24 protein-coding genes are annotated in these 23,718 nt (G+C 71.7%); 7 read left to right on the top strand and 17 right to left on the bottom strand.

Annotation, left to right across the window (positions count from 1 at the left end; translation table 11 throughout):
* Positions 1-20: 20 nt before the first annotated feature.
* Together ilvN and D0D15_RS04545 are read right to left on the bottom strand one after the other, a co-directional pair.
* The gene (ilvN, locus tag D0D15_RS04540) at positions 21-527 is read right to left on the bottom strand and encodes an acetolactate synthase small subunit (protein WP_094007403.1); all 507 of its coding nucleotides are present in this window, start codon (positions 525-527) and stop codon (positions 21-23) included.
* A complete protein-coding gene (locus tag D0D15_RS04545; protein WP_094007404.1) occupies positions 524-2,386 on the bottom strand; it encodes an acetolactate synthase large subunit in 1,863 nt (620 codons plus the stop codon). The genes ilvN and D0D15_RS04545 overlap by 4 nt, the downstream gene beginning before the upstream one ends.
* 307 nt (positions 2,387-2,693) lie before the next feature.
* On the opposite strand from D0D15_RS04545, the gene D0D15_RS04550 reads away from it, so the two are divergent.
* A complete protein-coding gene (locus D0D15_RS04550) occupies positions 2,694-3,128 on the top strand; it encodes a PH domain-containing protein (RefSeq protein WP_094007405.1) in 435 nt (144 codons plus the stop codon).
* Here D0D15_RS04550 and D0D15_RS04555 read toward each other — a convergent pair.
* The 3 genes from D0D15_RS04555 to D0D15_RS04565 are packed head-to-tail and all read right to left on the bottom strand — an operon-like array spanning position 3,125 to position 5,493.
* A complete protein-coding gene (locus tag D0D15_RS04555) occupies positions 3,125-3,325 on the bottom strand; it encodes a hypothetical protein (protein ID WP_094007406.1) in 201 nt (66 codons plus the stop codon). The genes D0D15_RS04550 and D0D15_RS04555 overlap by 4 nt on opposite strands.
* A 9-nt stretch (positions 3,326-3,334) precedes the next feature.
* Positions 3,335-4,744, bottom strand: a complete 1,410-nt coding sequence (locus D0D15_RS04560) for an amidase (RefSeq protein WP_094007407.1) — start codon at positions 4,742-4,744, stop codon at positions 3,335-3,337.
* Complete coding sequence (locus D0D15_RS04565) at positions 4,741-5,493, bottom strand: GntR family transcriptional regulator (protein ID WP_233157409.1); 753 nt, start codon at positions 5,491-5,493, stop codon at positions 4,741-4,743. Before D0D15_RS04565 ends, D0D15_RS04560 begins: the two co-directional genes overlap by 4 nt.
* Positions 5,494-5,808: 315 nt before the next feature.
* On the opposite strand from D0D15_RS04565, the gene ilvD reads away from it, so the two are divergent.
* Complete coding sequence (gene ilvD, locus D0D15_RS04570; protein ID WP_094007408.1) at positions 5,809-7,653, top strand: dihydroxy-acid dehydratase; 1,845 nt, start codon at positions 5,809-5,811, stop codon at positions 7,651-7,653.
* Positions 7,654-7,712: 59 nt separating this feature from the next.
* On the opposite strand, the gene D0D15_RS04575 is transcribed toward ilvD, so the two are convergent.
* The 4 genes from D0D15_RS04575 to D0D15_RS04590 all read right to left on the bottom strand — a co-directional run bounded on the left by D0D15_RS04575 (position 7,713) and on the right by D0D15_RS04590 (position 10,731).
* Entirely contained in the window at positions 7,713-8,333 is a 621-nt protein-coding gene (locus tag D0D15_RS04575) for a DoxX family protein (protein WP_094007409.1), read from the bottom strand.
* A 48-nt stretch (positions 8,334-8,381) separates the two neighbouring features.
* On the bottom strand, positions 8,382-9,458 hold the full coding sequence (locus D0D15_RS04580; protein ID WP_094007410.1) for a serine hydrolase domain-containing protein: 1,077 nt from the start codon (positions 9,456-9,458) through the stop codon (positions 8,382-8,384).
* Between the two features lie 106 nt (positions 9,459-9,564).
* On the bottom strand, positions 9,565-9,798 hold the full coding sequence (locus D0D15_RS04585) for a VOC family protein (protein ID WP_338024593.1): 234 nt from the start codon (positions 9,796-9,798) through the stop codon (positions 9,565-9,567).
* An 18-nt stretch (positions 9,799-9,816) separates the two neighbouring features.
* Positions 9,817-10,731, bottom strand: coding sequence for a 2-hydroxyacid dehydrogenase (locus D0D15_RS04590; protein ID WP_167481452.1), 915 nt, complete (start codon positions 10,729-10,731; stop codon positions 9,817-9,819).
* Positions 10,732-10,784: 53 nt separating this feature from the next.
* Between D0D15_RS04590 and D0D15_RS04595 the strand changes: the two genes are divergently transcribed.
* Positions 10,785-11,975, top strand: a complete 1,191-nt coding sequence (locus tag D0D15_RS04595) for a PQQ-dependent sugar dehydrogenase (protein WP_094007413.1) — start codon at positions 10,785-10,787, stop codon at positions 11,973-11,975.
* A 278-nt stretch (positions 11,976-12,253) separates the two neighbouring features.
* Here the strand turns inward: D0D15_RS04595 and D0D15_RS04600 are convergent, their stop codons facing one another.
* The 4 genes from D0D15_RS04600 to gatC are packed head-to-tail and all read right to left on the bottom strand — an operon-like array spanning position 12,254 to position 16,075.
* Positions 12,254-12,769, bottom strand: a complete 516-nt coding sequence (locus D0D15_RS04600; protein WP_094007414.1) for a hypothetical protein — start codon at positions 12,767-12,769, stop codon at positions 12,254-12,256.
* Between the two features lie 2 nt (positions 12,770-12,771).
* The gene (gene gatB, locus D0D15_RS04605; RefSeq protein ID WP_094007415.1) at positions 12,772-14,277 is read right to left on the bottom strand and encodes an Asp-tRNA(Asn)/Glu-tRNA(Gln) amidotransferase subunit GatB; all 1,506 of its coding nucleotides are present in this window, start codon (positions 14,275-14,277) and stop codon (positions 12,772-12,774) included.
* Positions 14,274-15,779 carry an Asp-tRNA(Asn)/Glu-tRNA(Gln) amidotransferase subunit GatA gene (gene gatA / locus D0D15_RS04610; protein WP_115944258.1) on the bottom strand — a complete coding sequence of 502 codons (1,506 nt, stop codon included), beginning with the start codon at positions 15,777-15,779 and terminating at the stop codon, positions 14,274-14,276. Before gatA ends, gatB begins: the two co-directional genes overlap by 4 nt.
* A complete protein-coding gene (gene gatC, locus D0D15_RS04615; protein WP_017987443.1) occupies positions 15,776-16,075 on the bottom strand; it encodes an Asp-tRNA(Asn)/Glu-tRNA(Gln) amidotransferase subunit GatC in 300 nt (99 codons plus the stop codon). The genes gatA and gatC overlap by 4 nt, the downstream gene beginning before the upstream one ends.
* 215 nt (positions 16,076-16,290) lie before the next feature.
* Between gatC and D0D15_RS04620 the strand changes: the two genes are divergently transcribed.
* On the top strand, positions 16,291-16,944 hold the full coding sequence (locus tag D0D15_RS04620) for an ACT domain-containing protein (protein ID WP_094007417.1): 654 nt from the start codon (positions 16,291-16,293) through the stop codon (positions 16,942-16,944).
* On the opposite strand, the gene D0D15_RS04625 is transcribed toward D0D15_RS04620, so the two are convergent.
* The gene (locus D0D15_RS04625; RefSeq protein ID WP_094007418.1) at positions 16,945-18,960 is read right to left on the bottom strand and encodes an MMPL family transporter; all 2,016 of its coding nucleotides are present in this window, start codon (positions 18,958-18,960) and stop codon (positions 16,945-16,947) included.
* A 217-nt stretch (positions 18,961-19,177) separates the two neighbouring features.
* On the opposite strand from D0D15_RS04625, the gene D0D15_RS04630 reads away from it, so the two are divergent.
* A complete protein-coding gene (locus tag D0D15_RS04630) occupies positions 19,178-19,588 on the top strand; it encodes a MarR family winged helix-turn-helix transcriptional regulator (protein ID WP_094007419.1) in 411 nt (136 codons plus the stop codon).
* Between the two features lie 32 nt (positions 19,589-19,620).
* Positions 19,621-20,496, top strand: a complete 876-nt coding sequence (locus D0D15_RS04635; protein ID WP_115944259.1) for an NAD(P)-dependent oxidoreductase — start codon at positions 19,621-19,623, stop codon at positions 20,494-20,496.
* A 3-nt stretch (positions 20,497-20,499) separates the two neighbouring features.
* Here the strand turns inward: D0D15_RS04635 and D0D15_RS35820 are convergent, their stop codons facing one another.
* Complete coding sequence (locus tag D0D15_RS35820) at positions 20,500-20,658, bottom strand: hypothetical protein (RefSeq protein ID WP_158224466.1); 159 nt, start codon at positions 20,656-20,658, stop codon at positions 20,500-20,502.
* A 232-nt stretch (positions 20,659-20,890) separates the two neighbouring features.
* Here D0D15_RS35820 and D0D15_RS35825 point away from each other — a divergent pair, with 232 nt between their 5' ends.
* Positions 20,891-21,040, top strand: a complete 150-nt coding sequence (locus tag D0D15_RS35825; protein WP_158224467.1) for a hypothetical protein — start codon at positions 20,891-20,893, stop codon at positions 21,038-21,040.
* 66 nt (positions 21,041-21,106) lie between these two features.
* On the opposite strand, the gene D0D15_RS04640 is transcribed toward D0D15_RS35825, so the two are convergent.
* The gene (locus D0D15_RS04640; RefSeq protein WP_094007421.1) at positions 21,107-21,598 is read right to left on the bottom strand and encodes a GNAT family N-acetyltransferase; all 492 of its coding nucleotides are present in this window, start codon (positions 21,596-21,598) and stop codon (positions 21,107-21,109) included.
* Positions 21,591-23,711 carry an NAD-dependent DNA ligase LigA gene (ligA, locus tag D0D15_RS04645; protein WP_094007422.1) on the bottom strand — a complete coding sequence of 707 codons (2,121 nt, stop codon included), beginning with the start codon at positions 23,709-23,711 and terminating at the stop codon, positions 21,591-21,593. Before ligA ends, D0D15_RS04640 begins: the two co-directional genes overlap by 8 nt.
* Positions 23,712-23,718 lie beyond the last annotated feature (7 nt).

Genomic DNA, 23,718 nt, shown 5'->3' on the forward strand with positions numbered 1-23,718 from the left:
ATTCCTTTCGGTTCTAAAATTTAGCGAGGCGCGGAGGCGGTGATCGACCGGGGACCCCGGCCGACCGCGACCATGCCGGACTGCACGATCTCACGCACGCCATACGGCTCCAGCATGCGCAGGAGAGCACTGAGCTTGTCACCGGTGCCGGTGGCCTCGATGGTGAGCGCCTCGGGCGACACGTCGACCACCTTCGCACGGAACAGCTGGACGGTCTCGAGGACCTGGCTGCGCACGGTGGCGTCGGCCCGCACCTTGACGAGCAGCAGTTCACGCTGCACGGAGACGGCGGGCTCGAGCTCCACGATCTTGATGACGTTGACCAGCTTGTTGAGCTGCTTGGTCACCTGTTCGAGCGGTAGCTCCTCAACTGCGACCACGATCGTCATCCGGGACACCTCGGGATTTTCCGTGGGCCCGACGGCGAGGGACTCGATGTTGAAACCGCGGCGGGAGAACAACCCGGCGACTCTGGCGAGCACCCCGGGGACATTCTCCACCAACACGGACAGCGTATGCGTGGTCACTGCGAAACCTCGTCGTCTTCGAACAGCGGGCGGATGCCGCGCGCGGCCATGATCTCGTCGTTGCCGGTGCCTGCCGCCACCATGGGCCACACCTGGGCGTCCTTGCCGACCACGAAGTCGATCACCACGGGCCGGTCGTTGATCTCCATCGCGCGGCGGATGACGTCGTCGACCTCGTCCTTGGTCTCGCACCGCAGGCCGGCGCAGCCCAGCGCCTCGGCCAGCAGCGTGAAGTCCGGGATGCGGTGCTTGTGCGTGCCGAGGTCGGTGTTGGAGTACCGCTCGGCGTAGAAGAGGTTCTGCCACTGGCGGACCATGCCCAGGTTGCCGTTGTTGATGACGGCGACCTTGATCGGCGCGCCCTCGATGGCGCAGGTGGCCAGCTCCTGGTTGGTCATCTGGAAGCAGCCGTCGCCGTCGATGGCCCACACCTGCTTGTCCGGCACGCCGAACTTGGCGCCCATCGCGGCCGGCACCGCGTAGCCCATGGTGCCGAGGCCGCCGGAGTTGAGCCAGGTGCGCGGGTGCTCGTACTTGATGAACTGCGCGGCCCACATCTGGTGCTGGCCCACGCCCGCGGCGTAGACGGCGTCCGGGCCGACGATCTGGCCGATGCGCTCGATGACGTACTGCGGCGACAGGGTGCCGTCGGAGGGCCACTCGTAACCGGCCGGGAAGGTCTGGCGCCACGCGTCGATCTGGGTCCACCACGGGGCCAGGTCCGGCTCGCCGATGCGGTCGGTCTCGGCCTTCACCGCGTCGATCAGCTCGGTGATGATCTCCGCGCAGTCCCCCACGATCGGCACGTCGGCCTTGCGGTTCTTGGAGATCTCGGCCGGGTCGATGTCGGCGTGGACGACCTTGGCCTCCGGCGCGAACGACGACAGCTGGCCGGTCACCCGGTCGTCGAAGCGGGCGCCCAGCGCCACCAGCAGGTCGGCGCGCTGCATCGCGGCGACCGCGGCGACCGAGCCGTGCATGCCGGGCATGCCCAGGTGCTGCTGGTGCGAGTCGGGGAACGCGCCGCGCGCCATCAGCGTGGTCACCACGGGGATGCCGGTCAGCTCGGCCAGCTGCCTGAGCTGCTCGTGGGCCTGCGCCTTGATCACGCCACCGCCGACGTAGAGGACCGGGCGGCGGGCCTGCGCGATGAGCCGCGCGGCCTCGCGGACCTGCTTGCCGTGCGGGCGCAGCGTCGGCCGGTAGCCGGGCAGGTGCATCTCCGGCGGCCAGGAGAACGACGTGGTCTCCTGCAGGACGTCCTTGGGGATGTCGACCAGGACCGGGCCGGGACGGCCGGTGGAGGCCAGGTGGAACGCCTCCGCGATCACCCTCGGGATGTCGATCGGGTCGGTGACCAGGAAGTTGTGCTTGGTGACCGGCATCGTGATGCCGCAGATGTCGGCTTCCTGGAAGGCGTCGGTGCCGATCAGCGCCCGGGTCTGCTGGCCGGTGATCGCGACGACCGGGACGGAGTCCATGTTCGCGTCGGCCAGCGGGGTGACCAGGTTGGTGGCGCCGGGGCCGGAGGTCGCCATGCAGACCCCGACCTTGCCGGTCGCCTGCGCGTACCCGGTGGCCGCGTGCCCCGCGCCCTGCTCGTGGCGGACGAGGACGTGCCGCACCTTCGTCGAGTCCAGAAGCGGGTCGTACGCCGGCAGGATCGTGCCACCCGGAATGCCGAAGACCACCTCCACGCCCATCGCCTCGAGCGACCGCACCAGCGACTGCGCGCCGGTCACCCGGACCGGCGTGCCGGCGGGCGGGGCTGGCTTGGGGCGGTTGCCGAGCTGGGCGGGCGACGCGGCGGCCGGAGTTGCTCCGGGTTTCGTTTCCGATCGCGACGTGGCGCTTGTCATCAGTTCTGCCTCGTGGGTCTCGTCGGGCTTCTCGTCAGGTGGTCGGGTTTGGCAATCTGGCACGGCGTGGGCAACAAAAAACCCCCGCCGACCTTGGTAGGTCGCACGAGGGTCGCGCGTCGACGCAGGCGGGCTCGATCGGTCCCTACGCGTCGACGCGCGGGAAAAGTACGAGGCCAATCTGCGGTGTCACGGCGCTGACGTTAACGGTTCGCTACAGATGGTGTCAACTCTGCGGGATCGTGATCCCGGATACTGGGCAACACCCGGCGGAGGCGTCCCAGTCCGCGGAAGGCACCATGGTGTCGTGGCCGAAACCGAGCACGAGGGCCGGAAGGCGATCTTCCGGGTCCCGCTGATCACCCTGCTCGCCGTCGTGTTCCTGGCGGTCTGCATGATCCCCGCCGCCTTCGCCGACGTGCCGGGGCTGTGGCTGATGTACGTCATCCCGATCGCGTTGTTCGTGTACGTGCTGCGCACCCGCACCGTCGCCTCGGCCCGCGGCCTGAGCGTGCGGACGGTGTTCGGCCACCGAGAGATGCCGTGGTCGGCGCTCAAGGGCCTGGCGATCAATGACAAGGCGAAGGTGCGGGCCGTGCTGACCGACGGCAGCGAGGTCGCGCTGCCGTCGGTGCGCACCCGGCACCTGCCGGTGATCTCCCTGGTCAGCGAGGGCCGCATGAAGGACCCGAGCGGCCTGACCGACGACCGCGAGGAAACTCCGGACGAGGCGGCGGACTAGCGGGCCCAGTCCTCGGTCCGGGCGCCGGCGCGGAAGCGCAACGCGGGATCGGCGTAGCGGGCTTCGGGCACGTCGTAGAGGGCGTCGAGCGACGCGCGCTGCCCGGTGTAGGCCGGGACGTAGGCGGCGAGTTCCGCCTCGGTCGCGGTGAGGCCGGCGGCGGCGAGCAGGCCGCGCACCATCGTCAGGTCGTCCATGGTCTCCCCTCAGGCCGCGGCCACGCCGGCCGGCCGCGGCACGCGCAGGTGCCAGTCGGTGCTCTGCTGGAACGCGTCGCCGGCACGCAGGATCGCCGCCTCGCCGAACGCGGGGCCGGCCAGTTGCAGCGACAACGGCATCCCGTCGGCGGTGAACCCCATCGGCACGGCCAGCGCCGGGTTGCCGACGCTGTCCCAGTAGGGCGTGAAGATCAGCGAGAACAGCTCGCCGACGTCCACTCCCCCGCCCGGCGTGGTGAGGCTCGCGAAGGCCGGCGCGCCGACCGCGGCTGTGGGTGCGGCGATCACGTCGACCGTCTCGAACAGCCGGGCCAGTGCGTCCTGCGCGACCCGGCGCACCCGCTGGGCCTGCACGTAGTCCGCGCCGGAGGCCATCGCGCCGGTCACCAGCATCGCGCGGGTGGCCGGGTAGTAGTCGTCCCAGCGGCCGCCCAGGTCGTTGCGGTGGTAGGCCAGTGCTTCGCAGCCCATCGTCACCAGGTCGGCGGTGATCATCTCGCTCCAGTACGGCAGCGTGACCTCGACGACCGTCGCGCCCTGCTCGGCGAGCACCGCGACCGCCGCGTCGAACGCCGGCGCCAGCGCCGGGTCGGCGTGGTCCGGGAAATGCCCTTCGCGCACCACGCCGATCCGCAGCCCGGTCAGGTCGCCGTCGAAGTCGGGCGCGGTGAACGGCGCGTCGACGCAGTCCGGGTCGCTGGTGTCGAGCCCGGCGAGCACCTCCAGCACGGCCGCGCAGTCCCGGGCCGAGCGGGCGAGCGGTCCGATGTGGTCGAGGCTGTAGCCCAGCGGCACGCACCCGGACTTGGGCACCCGGCCGAACGTCGGCATCAGGCCGGTGACCCCGCAGAAGGCCGCCGGGATGCGGATGCTGCCCGCGGTGTCGGTGCCCAGCCCGGCCAGGAACATCCCGGCCGCGATCCCGCTGCCGGTGCCGGAGCTGGACCCGCCCGGCCAGGTGTCCGGGTTCCACGGGTTGCGCGGCACCGGGAACGGCTTGGTGTCGTCCGGCATGCCGCAGGCGAACTCCATCGTCGAGGTCTTGCCCGTGATCACCGCGCCGGCGGCCTTGAGGCGCGCGACGACGGGCGCGTCCCGGCCCGCGCCCCACGCCGGGTCGAGGACCAGGCTCTGCGCGGTGGTCGGGCCCTCGGCCATCGCGATGATGTCCTTGACGCCGAACGGGATCCCGTGCAGCGGGCCGCGGTCCACGCCGCGCGCCAGCTCGGCGTCGGCCGCCGCGGCCCGCTCCAGCGCGTAGTCGTCGAGGCGGTGCAGGTAGGTGCCGATCTCGGCGTCGTGCCGGTCGGCGGCGGCGATCGCGGCTTCGGTGAGCGCGACGGAGGTGGTGGTGCCCGCGCGCAGCGCGGCGGCCGCGTCGGTGACGGTCTGGATCATGCTTCCCTCCCGTGGAGCCGGGTGCCGCGCGAGACGAACCGGAACCGGTCGGCGCGGATGTGGATGAAGGCCAGGTCGAACGGGCGCCCGGCGGGGTCGGCGATGGTCTGCTCGGTGACCAGGACGGGCGCGCCGGGCGCGATGCCCAGCGCCGCGGCGACGAACGGGTCGGCGGGCTCGGCGCCGATGATGAACTCCGACTGTCCGAACTCGACTCCGGCGTCGGCCAGGAGGGCGTACCAGTCGGTGACGAACGGGGTGTCCCGCAGCCGCGCGGCCTCGGGGAAGAGCGCGTAGTTGGTGGCGAGCCAGATCGGCTCCTCCTGGTGCAGCGCGACGTACTCCAGGCGCAGGCACGGGGTTCCGGCCGGCGCGCCGAGCCGGTCGGCGACCAGCGCGGGCGCGGCGATCTCGGAGCGGTCGAGCAGCCGGGGCCGGGTCCGGCGGTTGAGCAGGCTGTGCTGGTCCGGCCGGATGACGCCGTGGACCTCGACCAGCTTCTCGTCGGCCGGCCGGACGACCGCGTGCGTGCCGATGCCCTGGGTGCGTTCGATGAGCCCCTCGGCGCGAAGCAGGGACAGCGCCTCGCGGACGGTGGCGCGGGAGGCGCCGTGGGCGGCCATCAGCGCGGCCTCGGCGGGCAGCTGCCCGCCGGGGTAGCGGCCGCCCTGGACGGCCGCGCGGATCATGTCCCGCAGGCGCCGCACGTCGTGGGCCCGCGCTTCGCCGCGCCGGTACTGGGTGCTCATTCCCGGCGACGCTAGGCAGCGCGCTTTGCCGGGCGGTCTCCACGGCATCACCGGCGTGTTACCGCCGGTTCCGTGACGGGGGCGAACTTCGGCGAGGCCCATATCCGATCCTTTCGCTCGGGTGCCGGAAAGCTAGGAATCGCGTATTTCGGCCGGGTATCCGATGCCGTTGCGCCCGGTTACGCCGCTTCTCACTCCGTGGACACCCGCGCTGAACTGCGGTTTCACCCCGGCCGGTGCGGGATGCGCCGAATTCGGTGTGGGATGCGCCGCCGGTTGATCGAAACCTGCGCGGCCGGGCGTAATCTGGCGGACATGCCTGCTCTGCGTTCCCGAACAACCACCCATGGCCGCAACGCCGCGGGCGCCCGGTCCCTCTGGCGGGCCACCGGGCTGACCGACGGCGACTTCGGCAAGCCGATCGTCGCGATCGCCAACTCCTACACCCAGTTCGTGCCCGGGCACGTACACCTCAAGGACCTCGGTGACATCGTGGCCGGGGCGATCCGCGAGGCCGGTGGCGTGGCGCGCGAGTTCCACACGATCGCGGTGGACGACGGCATCGCGATGGGGCACAGCGGCATGCTCTACTCGCTGCCCTCGCGCGAGATCATCGCCGACTCCGTCGAGTACATGGTCAACGCGCACCAGGCCGACGCGCTGGTCTGCATCTCCAACTGCGACAAGATCACGCCGGGCATGCTCAACGCCGCGATGCGGCTGAACATCCCGGTGGTGTTCGTCTCCGGCGGGCCGATGGAGGCCGGCAAGGCGGTCGTGGTCGACGGTGTCGCGCACGCGCCGACCGACCTGATCACCAGCATCTCCGCCTCGGCCAACCCCGCTGTCGACGAGGAGGGCCTGTCCATTGTGGAGCGGTCCGCGTGCCCGACGTGCGGGTCGTGCTCGGGCATGTTCACCGCGAATTCGATGAACTGCCTGACCGAGGCGCTGGGCCTGTCGCTGCCGGGCAACGGCTCGACGCTGGCGACGCACGCCGCGCGCCGCAAGCTGTTCGAGGACGCCGGCCGCACCGTGATGGAGCTGTGCAAGCGCTGGTACGGCGAGGACGACGACAGCGTGCTGCCGCGCTCGATCGCCAACCGCAAGGCGTTCGAGAACGCGATGGCGCTGGACATGGCGATGGGCGGCTCGACCAACACGGTGCTGCACATCCTGGCCGCGGCGCAGGAGGGCGAGGTCGACTTCACGATCTCCGACATCGACGAGATCGGCCGCCGCGTGCCGTGCCTGTCGAAGGTCGCGCCGAACTCCGACTACCACATGGAGGACGTGCACCGGGCCGGTGGCATCCCGGCGATCCTGGGCGAGCTGAACCGGGCCGGGCTGCTCAACACCGATGTGCGCGCCGTGCACTCGCCGTCGCTGGAGCAGTGGCTGTCCACGTGGGACATCCGCGGCGGGTCGCCGTCCGCGGAAGCGATCGAGCTGTTCCACGCCGCGCCCGGCGGGGTCCGCACCACGGAGGCGTTCTCCACGTCCAACCGGTGGACCGAGCTGGACACGGACGCGGCGAACGGCTGCATCCGCGACATCGAGCACGCCTACACCAAGGACGGCGGGCTCGCGGTGCTGCGCGGCAACCTGGCCGAGAACGGCGCGGTGATCAAGTCCGCCGGTATCGACGAGGAGCTGTGGCGGTTCCAGGGCCCGGCGCGGGTGGTCGAGAGCCAGGAGGAGGCCGTTTCGGTCATCCTGGGCAAGCAGATCCAGCCGGGCGAGGTGCTGGTGGTGCGCTACGAGGGTCCGGCCGGCGGGCCGGGCATGCAGGAGATGCTGCACCCGACGGCGTTCCTGAAGGGTGCCGGGCTGGGCAAGAAGTGCGCCCTGATCACCGACGGCCGGTTCTCCGGTGGCTCGTCGGGCATCTCGGTCGGGCACATCTCGCCGGAGGCCGCGTCCGGCGGGACGATCGGCCTGGTGGAAAACGGCGACCAGATCCTGATCGACGTGCACGAACGGAAGCTGGAGCTGCTGGTGGGCGCCGAGGTGCTGGCCGAACGCCGCGCGAAGATGGAGGCGTCGGAGCGCCCGTGGCAGCCGGTGGACCGCCAGCGCCCGGTGACCGCGGCACTACGCGCCTACGCCCGGATGGCCACCTCGGCCGACACGGGCGCGGTCCGCAACCCGGACAAGTAGGCCTGACGCGAAAAGGGCCCCGGCTGCGAGCAGCCGGGGCCCTTTTTCGTCGTCCGGGTTCAGCGGGCCAGCACGATGACCACGACGGCCGCCGCGGCGGCGATCAGCAGGAAGAACACCCCGAACGGCACCGGGCGGCGGCGCCACGGGGTGTTGACGTCCAGGGCGATCCGGCCGGATCCGGTGAACAGCAGGGTGAACGCCACGGCCGCCAGCAGCAGCTCGAACTCGAAGCCACGCGGCTCGAAGAACCCGCCGCTCCACTGGACGTACACGATGTTCGCGGTGACGCCGAGCAGCGCGGCCGCCCCGATCTGCGTGAACAGGCCCAGCACGATCAGCACGGCGCCGATCAGCTCGCTCAGCCCGGTGACCCACGCGAGCAGCGTCGGCTGGGCCGTGTAACCCATCGACTCCAGCATCCGCGCCGTGCCGTCGATGCCGGGGCCGTTGAACAGCCCGAACACCTTCTGCAGCCCGTGCGCGCCCACGATCGCCCCGAGCACGAGCCGCAGCACGAGCAGGCCGAAGTCGATCCCGCCGTGGTACCGGTTGACCGGCGGCGACGGCCGGTCCTCGACGTCGGAGAGCAAGCTGGTGGCGCCGGTGTCCGTGGCCTCGTAGTACCCGGACTCCGTGAACAGGTTCTGGGTCTTCGGCTCGTCCTGAGGGCTGGTCACCCGCGCAGGGTAGGCCATCCGTGTCGGAAGCGCGACAGGTTCCGGTGTTCAGCTGCCGAACACCGACATGATGAGCGCGCCCAGCGCCGCGGGGAACACCTCTGCCGGGTCGGCCTCGCCGGTGGTCAGCGTCGCCGTCAGGGTCCGGCTGCCGTCCGGCGTGCTGATCATCAGGGCGCCGTAGCCGCCCGGGGCGCCGCCGTTGTGGTGCACGATCGTGCCCGCCGGGCCGAGGTCCTGCACCCACAGGCCGAGGCCGAGGTTGAGCTCGCCGTGCGGCGTGATCATCTCGGTCAGCAGCGGGGTGGGCAGGAGCCGGCCGCCGAGCAACGCGGAGATGAAGGTGTTCAGGTCCTCGGCGGTCGAGATCAGGTCACCGGCGCCGGCCAGCATGGTGGGGTTCTGGCGGCTGACGTCGACGAGGTGCCACTCGCCGCCGTCCTCGTAGCGGTAGTAGCCGTGGGCGTGCGGGCCGGGGAGGTCCGGGGAGGTCGCGGACACCACGGTGTCCGCCAGCCCGAGCGGCCCGAGGATGCGCCGCTGGGCCTCCTCGGCGTAGGTGTTGCCGGTGACCGCCTCGATCAGCAGCACGGCGACGGTGTAGTTGGTGTTGGAGTAGCTCTGGCCCTCGCCCGGCTCGAACCGCGGCGGCCGCGACAGCGCGAACCGCACCAGCTCCTCGGGCTGGTAGGCGTGGAAGCGGTTGTCCACCCACGCCTTGCCCTGCGACGGGAGCCCCATCACGAACGTGCCGTCGGCGTCGAGCTCACCGGTGTAGTTGTAGAGGCCGCTGGTGTGCCGCAACAGCATCCGCACGGTGATCCGCTCGTCGAGCCCGAACCCGGGCAGGTGACCGGCCACCGGGCCGTCCAGCTCGATCCGGCCCTCGGCGACCAGCTGGAGCACCAGCGTCGCGGTGAAGGTCTTCATGACGCTGCCCGCCCAGGCCCTCCCGTTGACCGGCGCCTCGTCGGCCGAGCCCAGCTCGCGCACCCCGGCGCGGCCCGTCCAGTCGCCCTGCCCGTCGTGCACGCACAGCTCGGCGGCGGTGAACCCGGCGTCGACGAGGGCCTGGACGGCCTGCTGCAACTCGGGGCGGTGGGTGGTGGTGGCGGTGTGCTGCATCGTGCGCTCCTGTGTTCGGTCCGGCTTGATGCGACTACGTTCGCCCGCCGGCCTGACACCGGACCGCCTCCGCGCTGACACGGCGGCTGACACGCCCCGGGGTTTGTCAGGCGGGTTGGCGCTCGCCCGCGCTGCGCTCGATGCAGAACTCGTTTCCTTCGGGATCGAGCAGCGTGACCCAGCCGAGCCCGTCGGGTGTCCGGTGGTCCTCGTGCACGCGCGCGCCGAGCCCGAGGAGGCGCGCGACCTCCGCGTCACGGGACCGTTCGTCCGGCATCCAGTCGAAGTGGACGCGGTTCTTCCGGGCCAGCCCGTACGGCTCGGCGCAGTCGATCGTCACGTGGCGGAGGATCATCGTCTAGTACTCCCCGTGCACGAGGTTCTGCGGCAGCTCCCCGCCGGCATAGCGGGCTATCTCCGCGGCGACCACCGCGTACGAGCGCCGCTTGCTGCCCCTCACCGAGCCCGCGACGTGCGGGGTCAGCACCACGTTCGGCGCCGTCCACAGTGGATGGTCCGCGGGCAGCGGCTCGGGATCGGTGACGTCCAGTGCGGCCCGCAGGCGGCCTGCGGTCAGCTCGGCGAGCAGCGCGTCCGTGTCGACCACCGGGCCGCGGGCGGCGTTGACGAGGATCGCGCCGTCGGGCATCGCGGCGAGGAACTTCGCGTCCACCATCCCGCGGGTGCGCGAGGTGAGCGGCACCATCAGCGCGACGACGTCGTGCCCGCCCAGCAGCCCGGGCAGCTCGTCCACCGGATGCACGCCCGCCCGCCCGCTCACGCCGACCAGGGTGACCCGCGCGTCGAACGCCGTGAGGCGGCGCTGGAGCTGTTTCCCCAGGTCACCGGCGCCGACGACGAGCACCCGCTTGTCCTGCAGGGTGTCGGTGGCGTGCAGGTTCCAGCGGTGCGCGGCCTGGTCGGCGGCGAACCCGGGCAGCTCGCGGTAGATCGACAGCAGCACCGCGACCACCCATTCGGCCGTGCTGCCGCCGTGCGCGCCGCGGCAGGTGGACAGCAGCCGCCCGTCCGGCACGGTGCCGATCCAGTTCTCCGCGCCCGCCGACAGCAGCTGGATCAGCCTCAGGTTCGGCAGCGCGCCGAGCACGGCGTCGCGTTCCTCGGGCCGGTGGGCGCCGGGGACGAGGACCTCCGCGTCAGCGGCCTCGGGCGGCAGCGGCTCGCGCCAGCTGTAGCGGACGGGCCGCACCCCGGCCACCTCACCCAGCGCACGCAGGCCGTCTTCGTCGGGGACCAGAACGGTGACGGGCATGATCACCACGGTACTTACCCGTCGTTCACCCACCGGCACCTAGGCTGGCAGGCGTGCGTGTCGGGACCGGGAAGGCGCGGGGGTGGCTGGTGGCGGCCTGCGGGCTGCTGCTGACCGGCTGCGCCCAGTTCGACGACCGGGCCGCGAACCAGACGTTCGAACCGGCCCCGGAGCTGACCGCCCCGGCCGGTCCGCAGCCCGAGCTGCCCGAGGCCGACGGCGGTGACGACGAGGCGCGGCCCAGCTCGCCGCAGACATCGATCCCGCCACCGCAGGGCTGCACGGACTACGACCAGTCGGTGATCGCGACGTGCCTGGACACGGTGTCCGCGCTCGCGGCGCTGCCGAACACCGGCGGCGCGCCGGGCGCGCTGGCCGCCGAGCGCCGGACGGGCCGCGTGCTGCAGGTTTCCAGCGGCAACGCACCGGCCGAGGTCATCCGGCTGGACGTGCAGGCGACCGGCGACGGCGGCCTGACCGGGCTCGCGCTGTCCCCGACGTTCGCCGAGGACCAGCTGGTGTTCGCCTACCTCACCACCGCCACCGACAACCGCGTCGTCCGCTTCACGCGCGGCCAGCAGCCGAAGGCGGTGCTGACGGGCATCCCGAAGGGCGCGACCGGCAACCGGGGCGCGATCATGACCGACGGCAAGGGCGCCCTGCTGGTCGCGACGGGCGACGCGGGCAACCCGTCGGCGGCGGCCGACCCGAACTCGCTGGCCGGCAAGGTGCTGCGCATCGACACGGCGGGCAATGCGGCCCAGGGCAACCCGACGCCGGGTTCACGGGTGTACGCGAGCGGCGTGCACTCCCCCGGCGGCCTGTGCAAGGCGACGGACGGTTCCCGGATGTGGATCACCGATCGGGGCACCTCCGTGGACGCGCTGTACCCGATCGTGCCGGGCGCGTCCCTCGCGGTGCCGACGTGGACGTGGCCGGAGAAGCCGGCGCTGGCGGGCTGCGCGGACAGCGGCACGGCGGTCGTCGTCGCCACCTCGGTGGGCGCCAACCTGCAGGAACTGCCCATCACGCTGGACGGCTCGGTGGGCGGCAAGCCGAAGGCGCTGATGGACGGCAAGAACGGCACGGCCTACGGCCGGTACGGCGGCCTGGACCAGATCGACAGCCAGTTCGCACTCGTGGGAACCGTCAACAAGGACGGCGGAAACCCCATCTCCAGCGACGACCGGGTCGTGCTGATCTCACTGCAAGCCAGCCCGAGCGGCGGCAGCGGCAAGGACTAGGAACGCAGAACTCGCGCACGGGAACGCAGAACTCGCGCACGGGAACGCAGAACTCGCGCGCAGGAACGTGGGACTCGCGGACGCACACTCGGGGCCCTCCAGGTAGGCGGTGCGGAAGCCCCGCGACGCCACCGGCGGCCGACCGGTCGTGCCCGATGCCGGACTGCGAGAACCGAGGACGTCCCCCGGCGCGGGCGAGCTGCCACGCGCCCATCGCGCCCATCGTGCCGAGCCCGGCCACCGCCACGTCGGCGTCGAACGCCGTGACCGTCTCCGATTCAGCGGCGCCGCAACGCGCGCACGTCCAGCACGGCCGCCACCACGGAGGCCAGCGCGCCGAGCATCCCCAGGTACCGGCCGATGCCGGCGTACAGCCCGATCCCACCTTCGTCGAGCAGGCCGCGGGTGTCCTCGTCGAACTGCCAGCCCATCGCGAACCAGCCGAGCACCATCAGCAGCAGCGCCACCACGGCGAAGATCAGCCACAGGTGCGGCAGCCCGGCGACCCGCACCTTCCGGAACTGGCCGAACGCCGCCACGGCCAGCCCGGCCGCCAGCAGCAGCAACGGCCCGCACCACGCCAGGAAACCGGTGGTCCAGGCGTCCCGCGCGACGTCCGACGACGGCAGGTCACGCAGGGCTTCGTCGACGACCTGGTTCGTCGCCGCCAGGTTCGTCCAGGGCAGGAACAGGGCGAGCGTGGCCACCACGCCCGCCCCCAGCCCCGTCCACTCGCGCCAGCTGACGCGCGCGAGCGAGAACCGCTCGGGCTCCGCGGACACCTTCGACGGCATCCTCAGGCGCCCACCCGCTCGATGATGAGTTCCCGCACGCGCTTGGCGTCGGCCTGGCCCTTGGTCGCCTTCATGACCGCGCCGACGATCGCGCCCGCGGCCTGCACCTTGCCGCCGCGGATCTTGTCCGCGATGTCCGGCTGCGCGGCCAGCGCCTCGTCGACCGCGGCGAGCAGCGCCGAGTCGTCGGACACGACCTTCAGGCCCCGCTTCTCCACGACCTCGTCCGGCTCGCCCTCACCGGCCAGCACGCCCTTGACGACCTCGCGCGCGAGCTTGTTGGTCAGCTCGCCGGAGTCGACCAGCGCGGCCACCCGGGCGACCTGCGCCGGGGTGATCGGCAGCGCGGTGATCTCGGTCTCGCGGGCGTTGGCCTCCTGCGCCAGGAAGTTGACCCACCAGCTGCGGGCCTCGTTCGGTTTCGCGCCCTCGGCCACCGTCGCCTCGACCAGCTCGACCGCGCCCGAGTTGAACAGGTCGCGCAGCTCCTCGGCGGACAGGTTCCACTCGGTCTGGATGCGCTTGCGGCGCGCGGCCGGCATCTCCGGCAGCGTCCCGCGCAGCTCTTCCACCCACTCGCGCGACGGCGCGATCGGCACCAGGTCGGGCTCCGGGAAGTACCGGTAGTCCTCGGCGGTCTCCTTGGTACGGCCCGGCGAGGTCGTGCCGTCGGACTCCTGGAAGTGCCGGGTCTCCTGGGTGACCTTGCCACCGGCGACCAGCACCGCGGCCTGCCGCGTCATCTCGTACCGCACGGCGCGCTCGACGCTGCGGAAGGAGTTGACGTTCTTGGTCTCGGTGCGGGTGCCGAACTCGGTCGTGCCCTTGGGCATCAGCGACACGTTGGCGTCGCAGCGCAACGAGCCCTGGTCCATCCGCACGTCGGACACGTCCAGCGCACGCAGCAGGTCGCGCAGCGCGGTCACGTACGCGCGCGCCACCTCGGGCGCCCGCGAACCCATGCCGACGATCGGCTTGGTGACGATCTCGATCAGCGGCACGCCGGCGCGGTTGTAGTCGAGCAGCGAGTGCTCCGCGCCGTGAATGCGCCCGGTGGCGCCACCGACGTGCAGCGACTTGCCGGTGTCCTCCTCCATGTGCGCGCGCTCGATCTCCACGCGCACGACCTCGCCGTCGTCCAGCGTCACGTCCAGGTAGCCGTTGACCGCGATCGGCTCGTCGTACTGCGAGGTCTGGAAGTTCTTCGGCATGTCCGGGTAGAAGTAGTTCTTCCGGGCGAACCGGCACCACTCGGCGATCTCGCAGTTGAGCGCCAGCCCGATGCGGATCGCGCCCTCGACGCCCTTGCCGTTGAGCACCGGCAGCGCACCGGGCAGGCCGAGGCAGGTCGGGCACACGTGGGTGTTGGGCTCGCCGCCGAACTCGTTGGCGCAGCCGCAGAACATCTTCGTCTTGGTGTTCAGCTCGACGTGGACCTCGAGCCCGAGCACCGGGTCGAACCGCTCGACGACCTCGGCGTAGTCCATCACTTCGGCAACGGCGGTCACGCCGAGACTCCCTTCAGCTCCGGAACCCGGTCGATGATCGAGCCGCGCGCGACCTCGTAGGCGGCGCCGACCCGGTAGAGCCGGTCGTCGGCCAGCGCCGGGGCCATGATCTGCAGGCCGACCGGCAGACCGTCCTCATCGGACAGTCCACTGGGCACGCTCATGGCGGCGTTGCCGGCCAGGTTCGCCGGGATGGTGCACAGGTCGGCGAGGTACATGGCCATCGGGTCGTCGACGCGCTCGCCGATCTTGAACGCGGTGGTCGGGGTGGTCGGCGAGACCAGCACGTCCACCTTCTCGAAGGCCGCGTCGAAGTCGCGCTTGACGAGCGTGCGCACCTTCTGCGCCGAGCCGTAGTAGGCGTCGTAGTAGCCGGAGGACAGCGCGTACGTGCCGAGCATGATGCGGCGCTTGACCTCGGGGCCGAAACCGGCCTCGCGGGTGAGCGACATGACCTCTTCGGCGCTGTGCGAACCGTCGTCGGCGACGCGGAGGCCGTAGCGCATCGCGTCGAAGCGGGCCAGGTTGGACGAGGCCTCGCTCGGCGCGATCAGGTAGTACGCCGGCAGCGCGTAGACGAAGTTCGGGCAGGACACCTCGACGACCTCGGCGCCCAGCGCGCGCAGCTGGTCCACGGCGTTCTCGAACGAACGCTGCACCCCGGCCTGGTAGCCCTCGCCGCTGAACTCCTTGACCACACCGACCTTGACGCCCTTGAGGTCGCCGCGCATGCCCTCGCGCGCGGCGGCGACGACCGGCGGCACCGTGGCGTCGATCGAGGTCGAGTCGAGCGGGTCGTGCCCGGCGATGACCTCGTGCAGCAGCGCCGCGTCCAGCACGGTGCGGGCGCACGGCCCGGCCTGGTCGAGCGAGGACGAGAACGCCACCAGCCCGTACCGGGACACGCCGCCGTAGGTCGGCTTCACGCCGACCGTGCCGGTGACCGCGCCCGGCTGGCGGATCGAGCCGCCGGTGTCGGTGCCGATCGCCAGCGGCGCCTCGAACGCGGCCAGCGACGCGGCCGAGCCACCGCCGGAGCCGCCCGGGATGCGGGCGTGGTCCCACGGGTTGTGCGTCGGGCCGAACGCCGAGTTCTCGGTGGAGGAGCCCATCGCGAACTCGTCCATGTTGGTCTTGCCCAGGATCGGCACGCCGGCTTCGCGCAGCTTGCGCGTGACCGTCGCGTCGTACGGCGGGATCCAGTTCTCCAGGGTCTTCGACCCGCAGGTCGTGGGCAGGCCCCGGGTGGTCAGCACGTCCTTGAGGGCGAGCGGGACACCGGCGATCGGCGAGGCCGGGGCCTGGCCGCCGGCCAGGGCGGAGTCGACCGCGCGGGCGGCCGCGAGGGCGCCCTCGGCGTCGACCGTGAGGAACGCGTGGACGTGGTCGTCGACCTCGCCGATGCGGTCCAGGTGCGCCTGCGTGACCTCCGCCGAGGACACCTCGCGCGCGTGGATCTTCTCGGCCAGCTCGGCGGCCGGCAGACGTGTTAGGTCGGTCACTGTTCCTCCCCCAGGATCCGCGGCACCCGGAAGCGGCCCTCCTCGGCGGCCGGCGCACCGGCCAGGGCCTGCTGCTGGGTGAGCCCGGGCCGGACCACGTCCTCGCGGAAGACGTTCGTGAGCGGCACGGCGTGCGAGGTCGGCGGCACGTCGTCGGCGGCGACCTCGCTGACCTTGGCCACCGCGTCCAGGATCTGGTCGAGCTGACCTGCGAAAACGTTCAGCTCGTCGTCGGTGACCGCGAGCCTGGCGAGCTTGGCCAGGTGCGCGACCTCGTCGCGGGAAATGTTGGGCACGCGGGTGACTCCCGGGGTGTGCGGATCGGTGTTTCGGTGAGTTCCAAGTCTATGGCGGCGGGCCTTGCGACCTCGACCGGGTTGTTCACGGCGGGCGCGCGATCCGGTCTCGGTAGGCAGACGATGGCTCCCCGTGACGGCTTTCGTCTGTCACAATCAGCGGCCGGTTGCGCTCCCCGGCGAGGCGGGAGCGCCGGACCCGAGAGGGGTTCACGTTGTCCTTCCTGATCCGGGTGCAGCTCCCGGACACGCCAGGAACCCTCGGAGCGGTCGCGACGGCTCTCGGCATGATCGGGGCGGACATCCTCTCGGTGGACGTGGTCGAGCGCGGCGGCGGCGTCGCGATCGACGACATGGTCGTCGAACTCCCCTCCGGGCGGCTGCCGGACGCGGTGATCACCGCGGCGGAGAGCGTGGAGGGCGTCGAGGTCGACGCGGTGCGGCCGTACGCCGGTGTGCTGGACACCCACCGCGAGCTGGAACTGGTCGAGGAGATCGCCGCGCAGCCGGCCTCCGGGCTGTCGGTGCTGGTCGAGGGCGTGCCGCGGATCATCCGCGCGGGCTGGGCGATCGTGGTGTCGGTCAGCGACGCGGGTGTGGACCGGCTGGCGTCCTCGAGCGCGTCGCCCGAGGCGCCGATCACCGACCTGCCGTGGCTGCCGCTGGAGCGCGCCACGATCCTGGACTCCGAGGACTCGTGGGTGCCGGAGACCTGGCAGGAACTGGGCACCGAGCTGGCCGCGACGCCGCTCGGGAAGCCGGACAAGGCGCTGCTCGTCGGCCGCCCCGGCGGGCCGATGTTCCGGGCGGCCGAGGTCGCGCGCCTGGCCCACCTGGCCGGGATCGTCGCCGTCGTGCTCGACGGCTGATCACGGCACCGTCGAGGGCCACCAGATCCGCCGCCCGACGTCCAGCGTCAGGGCCGGCACCAGCAGCGACCGCACGATCAGGGTGTCCAGCAGCACGCCGAACGCGACGATGAACGCGATCTGGGCCAGGAACAGGATCGGGATCACCGCCAGCGCCGCGAACGTCGCCGCGAGCACGACCCCCGCCGAAGTGATCACGCCGCCGGTGAGCGTGAGGCCGCGCAGCGTGCCGTCGTGCGTGTCCGTGCGGAGAGCCTCCTCGCGGACCCGGGTCATCAGGAAGATGTTGTAGTCGATCCCGAGCGCCACCAGGAAGACGAACCCGAACAGCGGCACCGCCGGGTCCGCGCCCGGGAAGCCCAGCAGGTGGTTGAACACCAGCGCGGACACGCCCATGGTGGCGGCGAAGGACAGCACGACGGTCGCGATCAGCAGCAACGGCGCGAGCAGGGCCCGCAGCAGGAGCGCGAGCACCCCGAAGATCACCACGAGGACGATCGGGATGATCACCGCGCGGTCCCGTTCGGAGGTCTCCTGCGTGTCCAGCTGGGTCGCGGTGGTGCCGCCGACCAGCGCATCCGCGCCGGGCACGGCGTGCACGGCCTGGCGGATGCGGCCGACCGTGCCGAGCGCGGCCTCGGAGTCGGCGGCGTCGGTGAGGATCGCGACGACCTGAACGCGGCCGTTGACCACGTTGGGCGCCGCGGCGACCTGGGCGACGCCGTCCACCCGCGCGGCCCGCGCGACCGCCTCGGCCTGGCCGGCGTTGGTGATGATGGTGGTCGGTGAGCCGGAGCCGCCCGGGAAGTGCTCGACCAGGACCTCCTGACCGGCGACCGAGTCGACCGGGGTGAGGAAGAGGTCGGACTGGGCGACCCCGCCGGCCTTGAGCTGTGGCACGAACGCCGCACCGGCCAGCAGCAGGACGGTGGTGCCGATCCAGACCGCGCGGGGCTTGCGCGCGACAGCCTCGGCGATGCGGCCCCAGATGCCGCTCGACTCCGGGTGCGGTGAGCCGAGCTCGGGCCGGATCGGCCAGAAGGCGGCGCGGCCGAGCAGGGCGAGCGCGGCGGGCAGGAAGGTGACCGAGGCTCCGAACGCGGCGGCGATGCCGATCGCGGCGACCGGGCCGAGGCCGCGGTTGGACTGCAGGTCGGAGAACAGCAGGCAGAGCACACCGAGCACGACGGTCCCGGCGGAGGCGGCGATCGGCGGGAGCGTGGCGCGCCAGGCCAGTTTGACGGCTTCGTAGCGGTTCTCCGTGTCGCGGAGTTGCTCGCGGAACCGGGAGACCAGCAGCAGCGCGTAGTCGGTGGCCGCGCCGAAGACGAGGATGAACAGGATGCCCTGGCTCTGGCCGTTGAGGGTGAGCACGCCGTGGTCGGCGAGGACGTAGACGACCAGGCTGGCCAGGCCGAGCGCGAAGACGGCGGAGAGCAGGACGACGAGCGGTAGCAGCGGGCTGCGGTAGACCACGACGAGGATCAACGCCACGACGATGCCGGCGACCAGCAGGAGGAGGCCGTCGATGCCGCCGAACGCGGTGACCAGGTCGGTGATCTGGGCGGCCGGGCCGGTGACGAGGACGGTGAGCCCCTCGGGTGCGGCTTCGAGCTGGGCGCGGATCTGCTCGACGACCTCGCCGGGTTCGCCGCCGACCCGGACGGAGACGGTGAGTTCGAGGGCCTGGCCGTCCCGGGAGGGTTGCGGGCTCGCGGCGTTCGTGACGCCGGGGATGGCTTGGATGCGGCCCGCGGCCTCGGTGAGGAAGGCGCTGTCCTGGGGCGTGACGCCGGTGGCCCGCTCGGCGACGACGATCGCCGGCAGGGTCTCGTCGGTGGAGAAGGTGCGCTGTTCGGCAAGGGCGCGGGTGGATTCGGCGGAGGCCGGGAGGAAGGCCGAGTTGTCGTTGGTGGAGACGTCGCTGAGCTTGCCGGCGTAGGGGCCGCCGAGTCCCCCGAGCACCAGCCAGGCGACGACGAGCAGGGCGGGGACGAGCCAGCGTGCGGTCCTCATGGGCTAATACAGTCCTAGGGATCGGAGAATTGTTCAGCAGGCTGAACATTACCGGGAGGTGCGGTTGGCCGCAGAGGAAGGCGGGGCAAAACGGGCACGGCGCGGCGACGCGGTGGCGGGCCGCATGGGACAGGGCGCGGCACCGCGATCCCCAGCGGGATCCCCGATTCCGGGGCAGCCTCCGGGCGGCGGAGCGCCAGCGCCGGGCGAGGAAGGGATGGCGTCCTGGCCCACCGGGCGCTTGCTGTCGGCCGCGGCGAGGCTCGTCGAGCAGCGGTGGACGGCGCGGCTCGAGACGCTCGGGCTGTCGCACGCCGGGCTGATCGCCCTGCACACGTTGCGCGGTGGGCCGCTGTCGCAGCGGGCGCTGGCCCGCCGGTGCCAGGTGACCGACCAGACGATGAGCCGCACGCTCGACCGGCTGTCCAGGTCGGGGTACGTCACTCGCGTGCCCGATCCGCTGGACGGCCGCCGCTCCCTGGCGCGGCTCACCCCGGCGGGCGAGGACGTCCTGGCGACCTCGGAGCAGATCGCACGGGACGACTCCTCCGTCATCGGCGCGCTCGGCGGCGACGCGGCCTTCCGGCGGCAGCTGATCGAGCTGATCGCCCACCTCAGCGGGTCATGACAAGTGTCATAATCGCGCGCTAGGGTGCTCGCATGAAGCTGGGTTTCCTGGGGCTGGGCGTGATGGGCACGCCGATGGCGCTCAACCTCGTCCGCGCGGGGACGCCGCTCGTCGTGTGGAACCGGACCGCGGCGAAGGCCGAGGTGCTGCGGGCGGCGGGCGCGGAGGTGGCCGGGAGCGCGGCCGAGGTGTGCCGCCGGGTGGACGTCGTGTTCCTGATGCTGGCCGACGGCGCCGCGGTGGATGCCGCGCTGGGCCGTGGCGGGAGCGAGTTCGCGGCGAACGTCGGCGGGCGGATCGTCGTGCACATGGGGACGACGTCGCCGGAGTATTCACGCGGGCTGGCGACCGAGCTGGCGGCGGCGGGTGGCCGGTACGTCGAGGCGCCGGTGTCGGGGTCGCGCAAGCCGGCCGAGGCGGGTCAGCTGGTGGCGATGCTGGCGGGCGAGCCGGGCGCGGTGGCCGAGGTGGGGCCGTTGCTGGCGCCGATGTGCCTTGAGGTGGTCGAGTTCGGGCCGGTGCCGGGCGGGTTGCTGATGAAGCTCGCGGTGAACCTGTACCTGATCACGATGGTGACGGGCCTGGCCGAGGCGACGCACTTCGCCGAGCGGCGGGGCCTGGACCTGGGGCGGTTCGTGGAGGTGCTGAACGCGGGCCCGATGGCGAGCGACGTGTCCCGGGTGAAGGTGGCGAAGCTGGTGGCGCGGGACTTCGAGGTGCAGGCGGCCATCGCGGACGTGCTGAAGAACAACCGGCTGGTCGCGGAGGCCGCCCGCGCGGCGGGGCTGGCGTCACCGCTGCTGGACGTGTGCCACGCCCTCTACGGCGAGGCTGTGGCGCTGGGGTACGGCAGGGAAGACATGGCCGCGGTGGTCCGCGCTATTCAGGCGCGGGGTTCGGGTTTGTAGTCGCTACGCGGGTTTTTTGCGCCGGACGAGGGACCGCGCCCAGAATGCCGGAACCTGGTCGAAGGAACGGTTCGAGGATCGGTCGTCCAGGCTCACACGATCAATGGCGACGTGCGATTCGATCAATCCCACACCGTCCAGCACATCGTGTATGTCGATCACCCGCACACAATCCGGAGGCGTTTCTCCCTTCTTGGCCTCCTGGTCATGGCGGCCGGCGGATATGGGGGATGACTGTCGCCGGACTCGTCTGTGTCCTGACAGGCGAAGCCTGGGCACAGGGCAGCAACTGGCCAGGCGCCGTTCCGGGACTGGCGTTGATGGGCGCCGCCGCGCTTTGACCGTCACGTTCGCAACAAGACGACGACTGCTGCCTCAGCTACGGCACAGGACTGTGATCTTCGTCAGCATCGGCCTGATCAGCTTGCCCCTCGCGTGCGCTGTACCCAACGAACGACAAAACGGAATCGGCATGTACTTCTGCTTCGCAGGAGCTTTCCTCACCCTCGGCATCGGCGTGATTGTGATGCGCCGCCGTACATGAGACCGTGATCCACCCTGGCGCGTCGTCCAACTGCGATCTGACGGGCGCACACTCCTGCGGGTTTCCTCACAGGGCCAGCCGGAAAGCACGCAGCCACCGGCCCGGCAGCGGCTCCCAGTCCCGCTCGGGGAGGCGGCTGAAACCCAGGCGTTCGTACAGCCGGTGGGCCGTCTTCATGGCGTCCAGGCTGGACATCACCACCGCCGATGCGCCGATCTCGCGGGCCTTCTCGACGACCGTGCGGGTCAGGAGTTCGCCGACGCCGCGGCCCCGGGCGGCCGGTGCGGTGGCCAGCATGCGGAACTCCAGCTCGCCCTCGCGGGCGATTTCCGAGTAGTGCGTGCCCGGGCGGACGATCGTCACCGAGCCGAGCAGGCCATCGTCATCCGTGGCGACCAGCAGTTCGGCGTGCGCGGCGCGGTGAGCGGCGTCGCTCAGTTCGCGCACGTAGCCGTCGTCCGCGGCGATCAGGCCGTCGGCCACGTAGGCGGACACGGTCAGCGCCCCCACGGCCGCGAACTCCTCCGGCCGCGCCCGCCGCACCGACACCTCACTCACCGCCCGGCTCCTCCGTCGGTAGCGCCACCTCGGCGGCGGCCTCCGGGCCCCGGTCCAGCAGCACCTGGAAACCGGCCTCGTCGAGGATGGGGACCTTCAGCTGGACCGCCTTGTCGTACTTGGAGCCCGGCGCGTCGCCGACCACGACGAACGCCGTCTTCTTCGACACCGATCCCGCGGCCTTGCCGCCGCGCGACATGATCGCCTCCTTGGCCTCGTCGCGGGAGAACGTGTTCAGCGAACCGGTCACCACGATCGACAGGCCCTCCAGCGTGCGCGGCACCGACTCGTCGCGCTCCTCCGCCATCCGGACCCCCGCGCGGCGCCACTTCTCCACCACCTCGCGGTGCCAGTCGACGGCGAACCACTCGCGCAGCGCGTTCGCGATCGTCGGGCCCACACCGTCCACATCGGCCATCGCGGCCTCGTCGGCGTTCTCGATCGCCTCCAGCGAGCCGAACTCGCGCGCCAGCGCCTGTGCCGCCGTCGGGCCGACGTGCCGGATCGACAACGCCACCAGCACCCGCCACAGTGGACGGTCCTTCGCGCTGTCCAGGTTGGCCAGCAGCTTGCGCCCGTTGGCCGACAGCTCCCCCGCCTTCGTGCGGAACAGCTCGACCCGCCCCAGCTTCTCCTCGTCCAGATCGAAGATGTCGCCCTCGTCGACGACCACACCGGACTCCAGCAGCGCCGTCGCCGCCTCGTAGCCGAGCACCTCGATGTCGAACGCGCCCCGCCCGGCCAGGTGGAACAGCCGCTCCCGCAACTGCGCGGGACACGACCGCGCGTTCGGGCAGCGGATGTCGACGTCGCCCTCCTTCTGGTGCGCCAGCTTCGTGCCGCACTCCGGGCAGAACGTGGGCATGACGAACTCGCGCTCGTCCCCGGTGCGCACGTCGACCACGGGACCGAGCACCTCGGGGATCACGTCGCCCGCCTTGCGGATCACCACGCGGTCACCGATCAGCACGCCCTTGCGCTTGACCTCCTGCGCGTTGTGCAGCGTCGCCATCGCCACCGTCGACCCGGCCACCTTCACCGGCTCCATCACCGCGAACGGCGTGACCCGGCCGGTGCGGCCGACGTTGACCTGGATGTCGAGCAGCCGGGTGGTGGCCTCCTCCGGCGGGTACTTGTAGGCGATGGCCCACCGCGGCGCGCGGGAGGTGCTGCCCAGCCGCCGCTGCAGCGACACCTGGTCGACCTTCACCACGATGCCGTCGATCTCGTGCTCGGCGTCGTGCCGGTGCTCGCCCCAGTACCGGATGTGGTCCAGCAGCTCGGACGCCTTGTCGACCACCTTGGTGTGGCCGGACACCGGCAGCCCCCACGCCGCCAGCGCCTCGTAGGCCTCCGACTGCCGCGCCGGCTCGAAACCCTCGCGCTTGCCCAGCCCGTGGCAGATCAGCCGCAGCTTGCGGCTGCGCGTGACCTTCGGGTCCTTCTGCCGCAACGACCCGGCCGCGGTGTTGCGCGGGTTCGCGAACGGCGGCTTGCCCGCCTCGACCAGCCGGGCGTTCAGCTCGGCGAAGTCCTCGACGCGGAAGAACACCTCGCCGCGCACCTCGACGAGGTCGGGCACCGGGTACTCGTCGGTGCCGGTCAGCGTCTCCGGCACCTGCTCCAGCGTGCGGACGTTGAGCGTGACGTCCTCACCCGTGCGGCCGTCGCCGCGGGTGAGCCCCCGGACCAGCCGCCCCTTCTCGTACAGCAGGTTGATGGCCAGCCCGTCGATCTTCAGCTCGCAGAGGTACTGCGTGGCCCCGCCGACCTCGCGTTCCACCCGGTCCACCCACGCCTGCAACTCCTCCTCGTCGAAGACGTTGTCCAGGCTCATCATGCGTTCGAGGTGGTCGACCGCGACGAAGTCGGTGGAGAACGTGCCGCCCACGTTCTGGGTCGGCGAGTCGGGCGTGGCCAGGCCCGGGTACTCCGACTCCAGCCGCTCCAGTTCCTTGAGCAGCTCGTCGAACTCGCCGTCGGTGATGACCGGCGAGTCCAGCACGTAGTACCGGAACTGGTGCCCGCGCACCTCTTCCGCGAGCGCGCCGTGGCGCTCGCGGACCTCGGCGGGAACCTCGGTGACGTCCTGTGCGGCGGGAGTCTCACTCACAGTCGGT

The organism is Amycolatopsis thermalba, from assembly GCF_003385215.1.
Taxonomy (GTDB): Bacteria; Actinomycetota; Actinomycetes; order Mycobacteriales; family Pseudonocardiaceae; genus Amycolatopsis_E; species Amycolatopsis_E thermalba.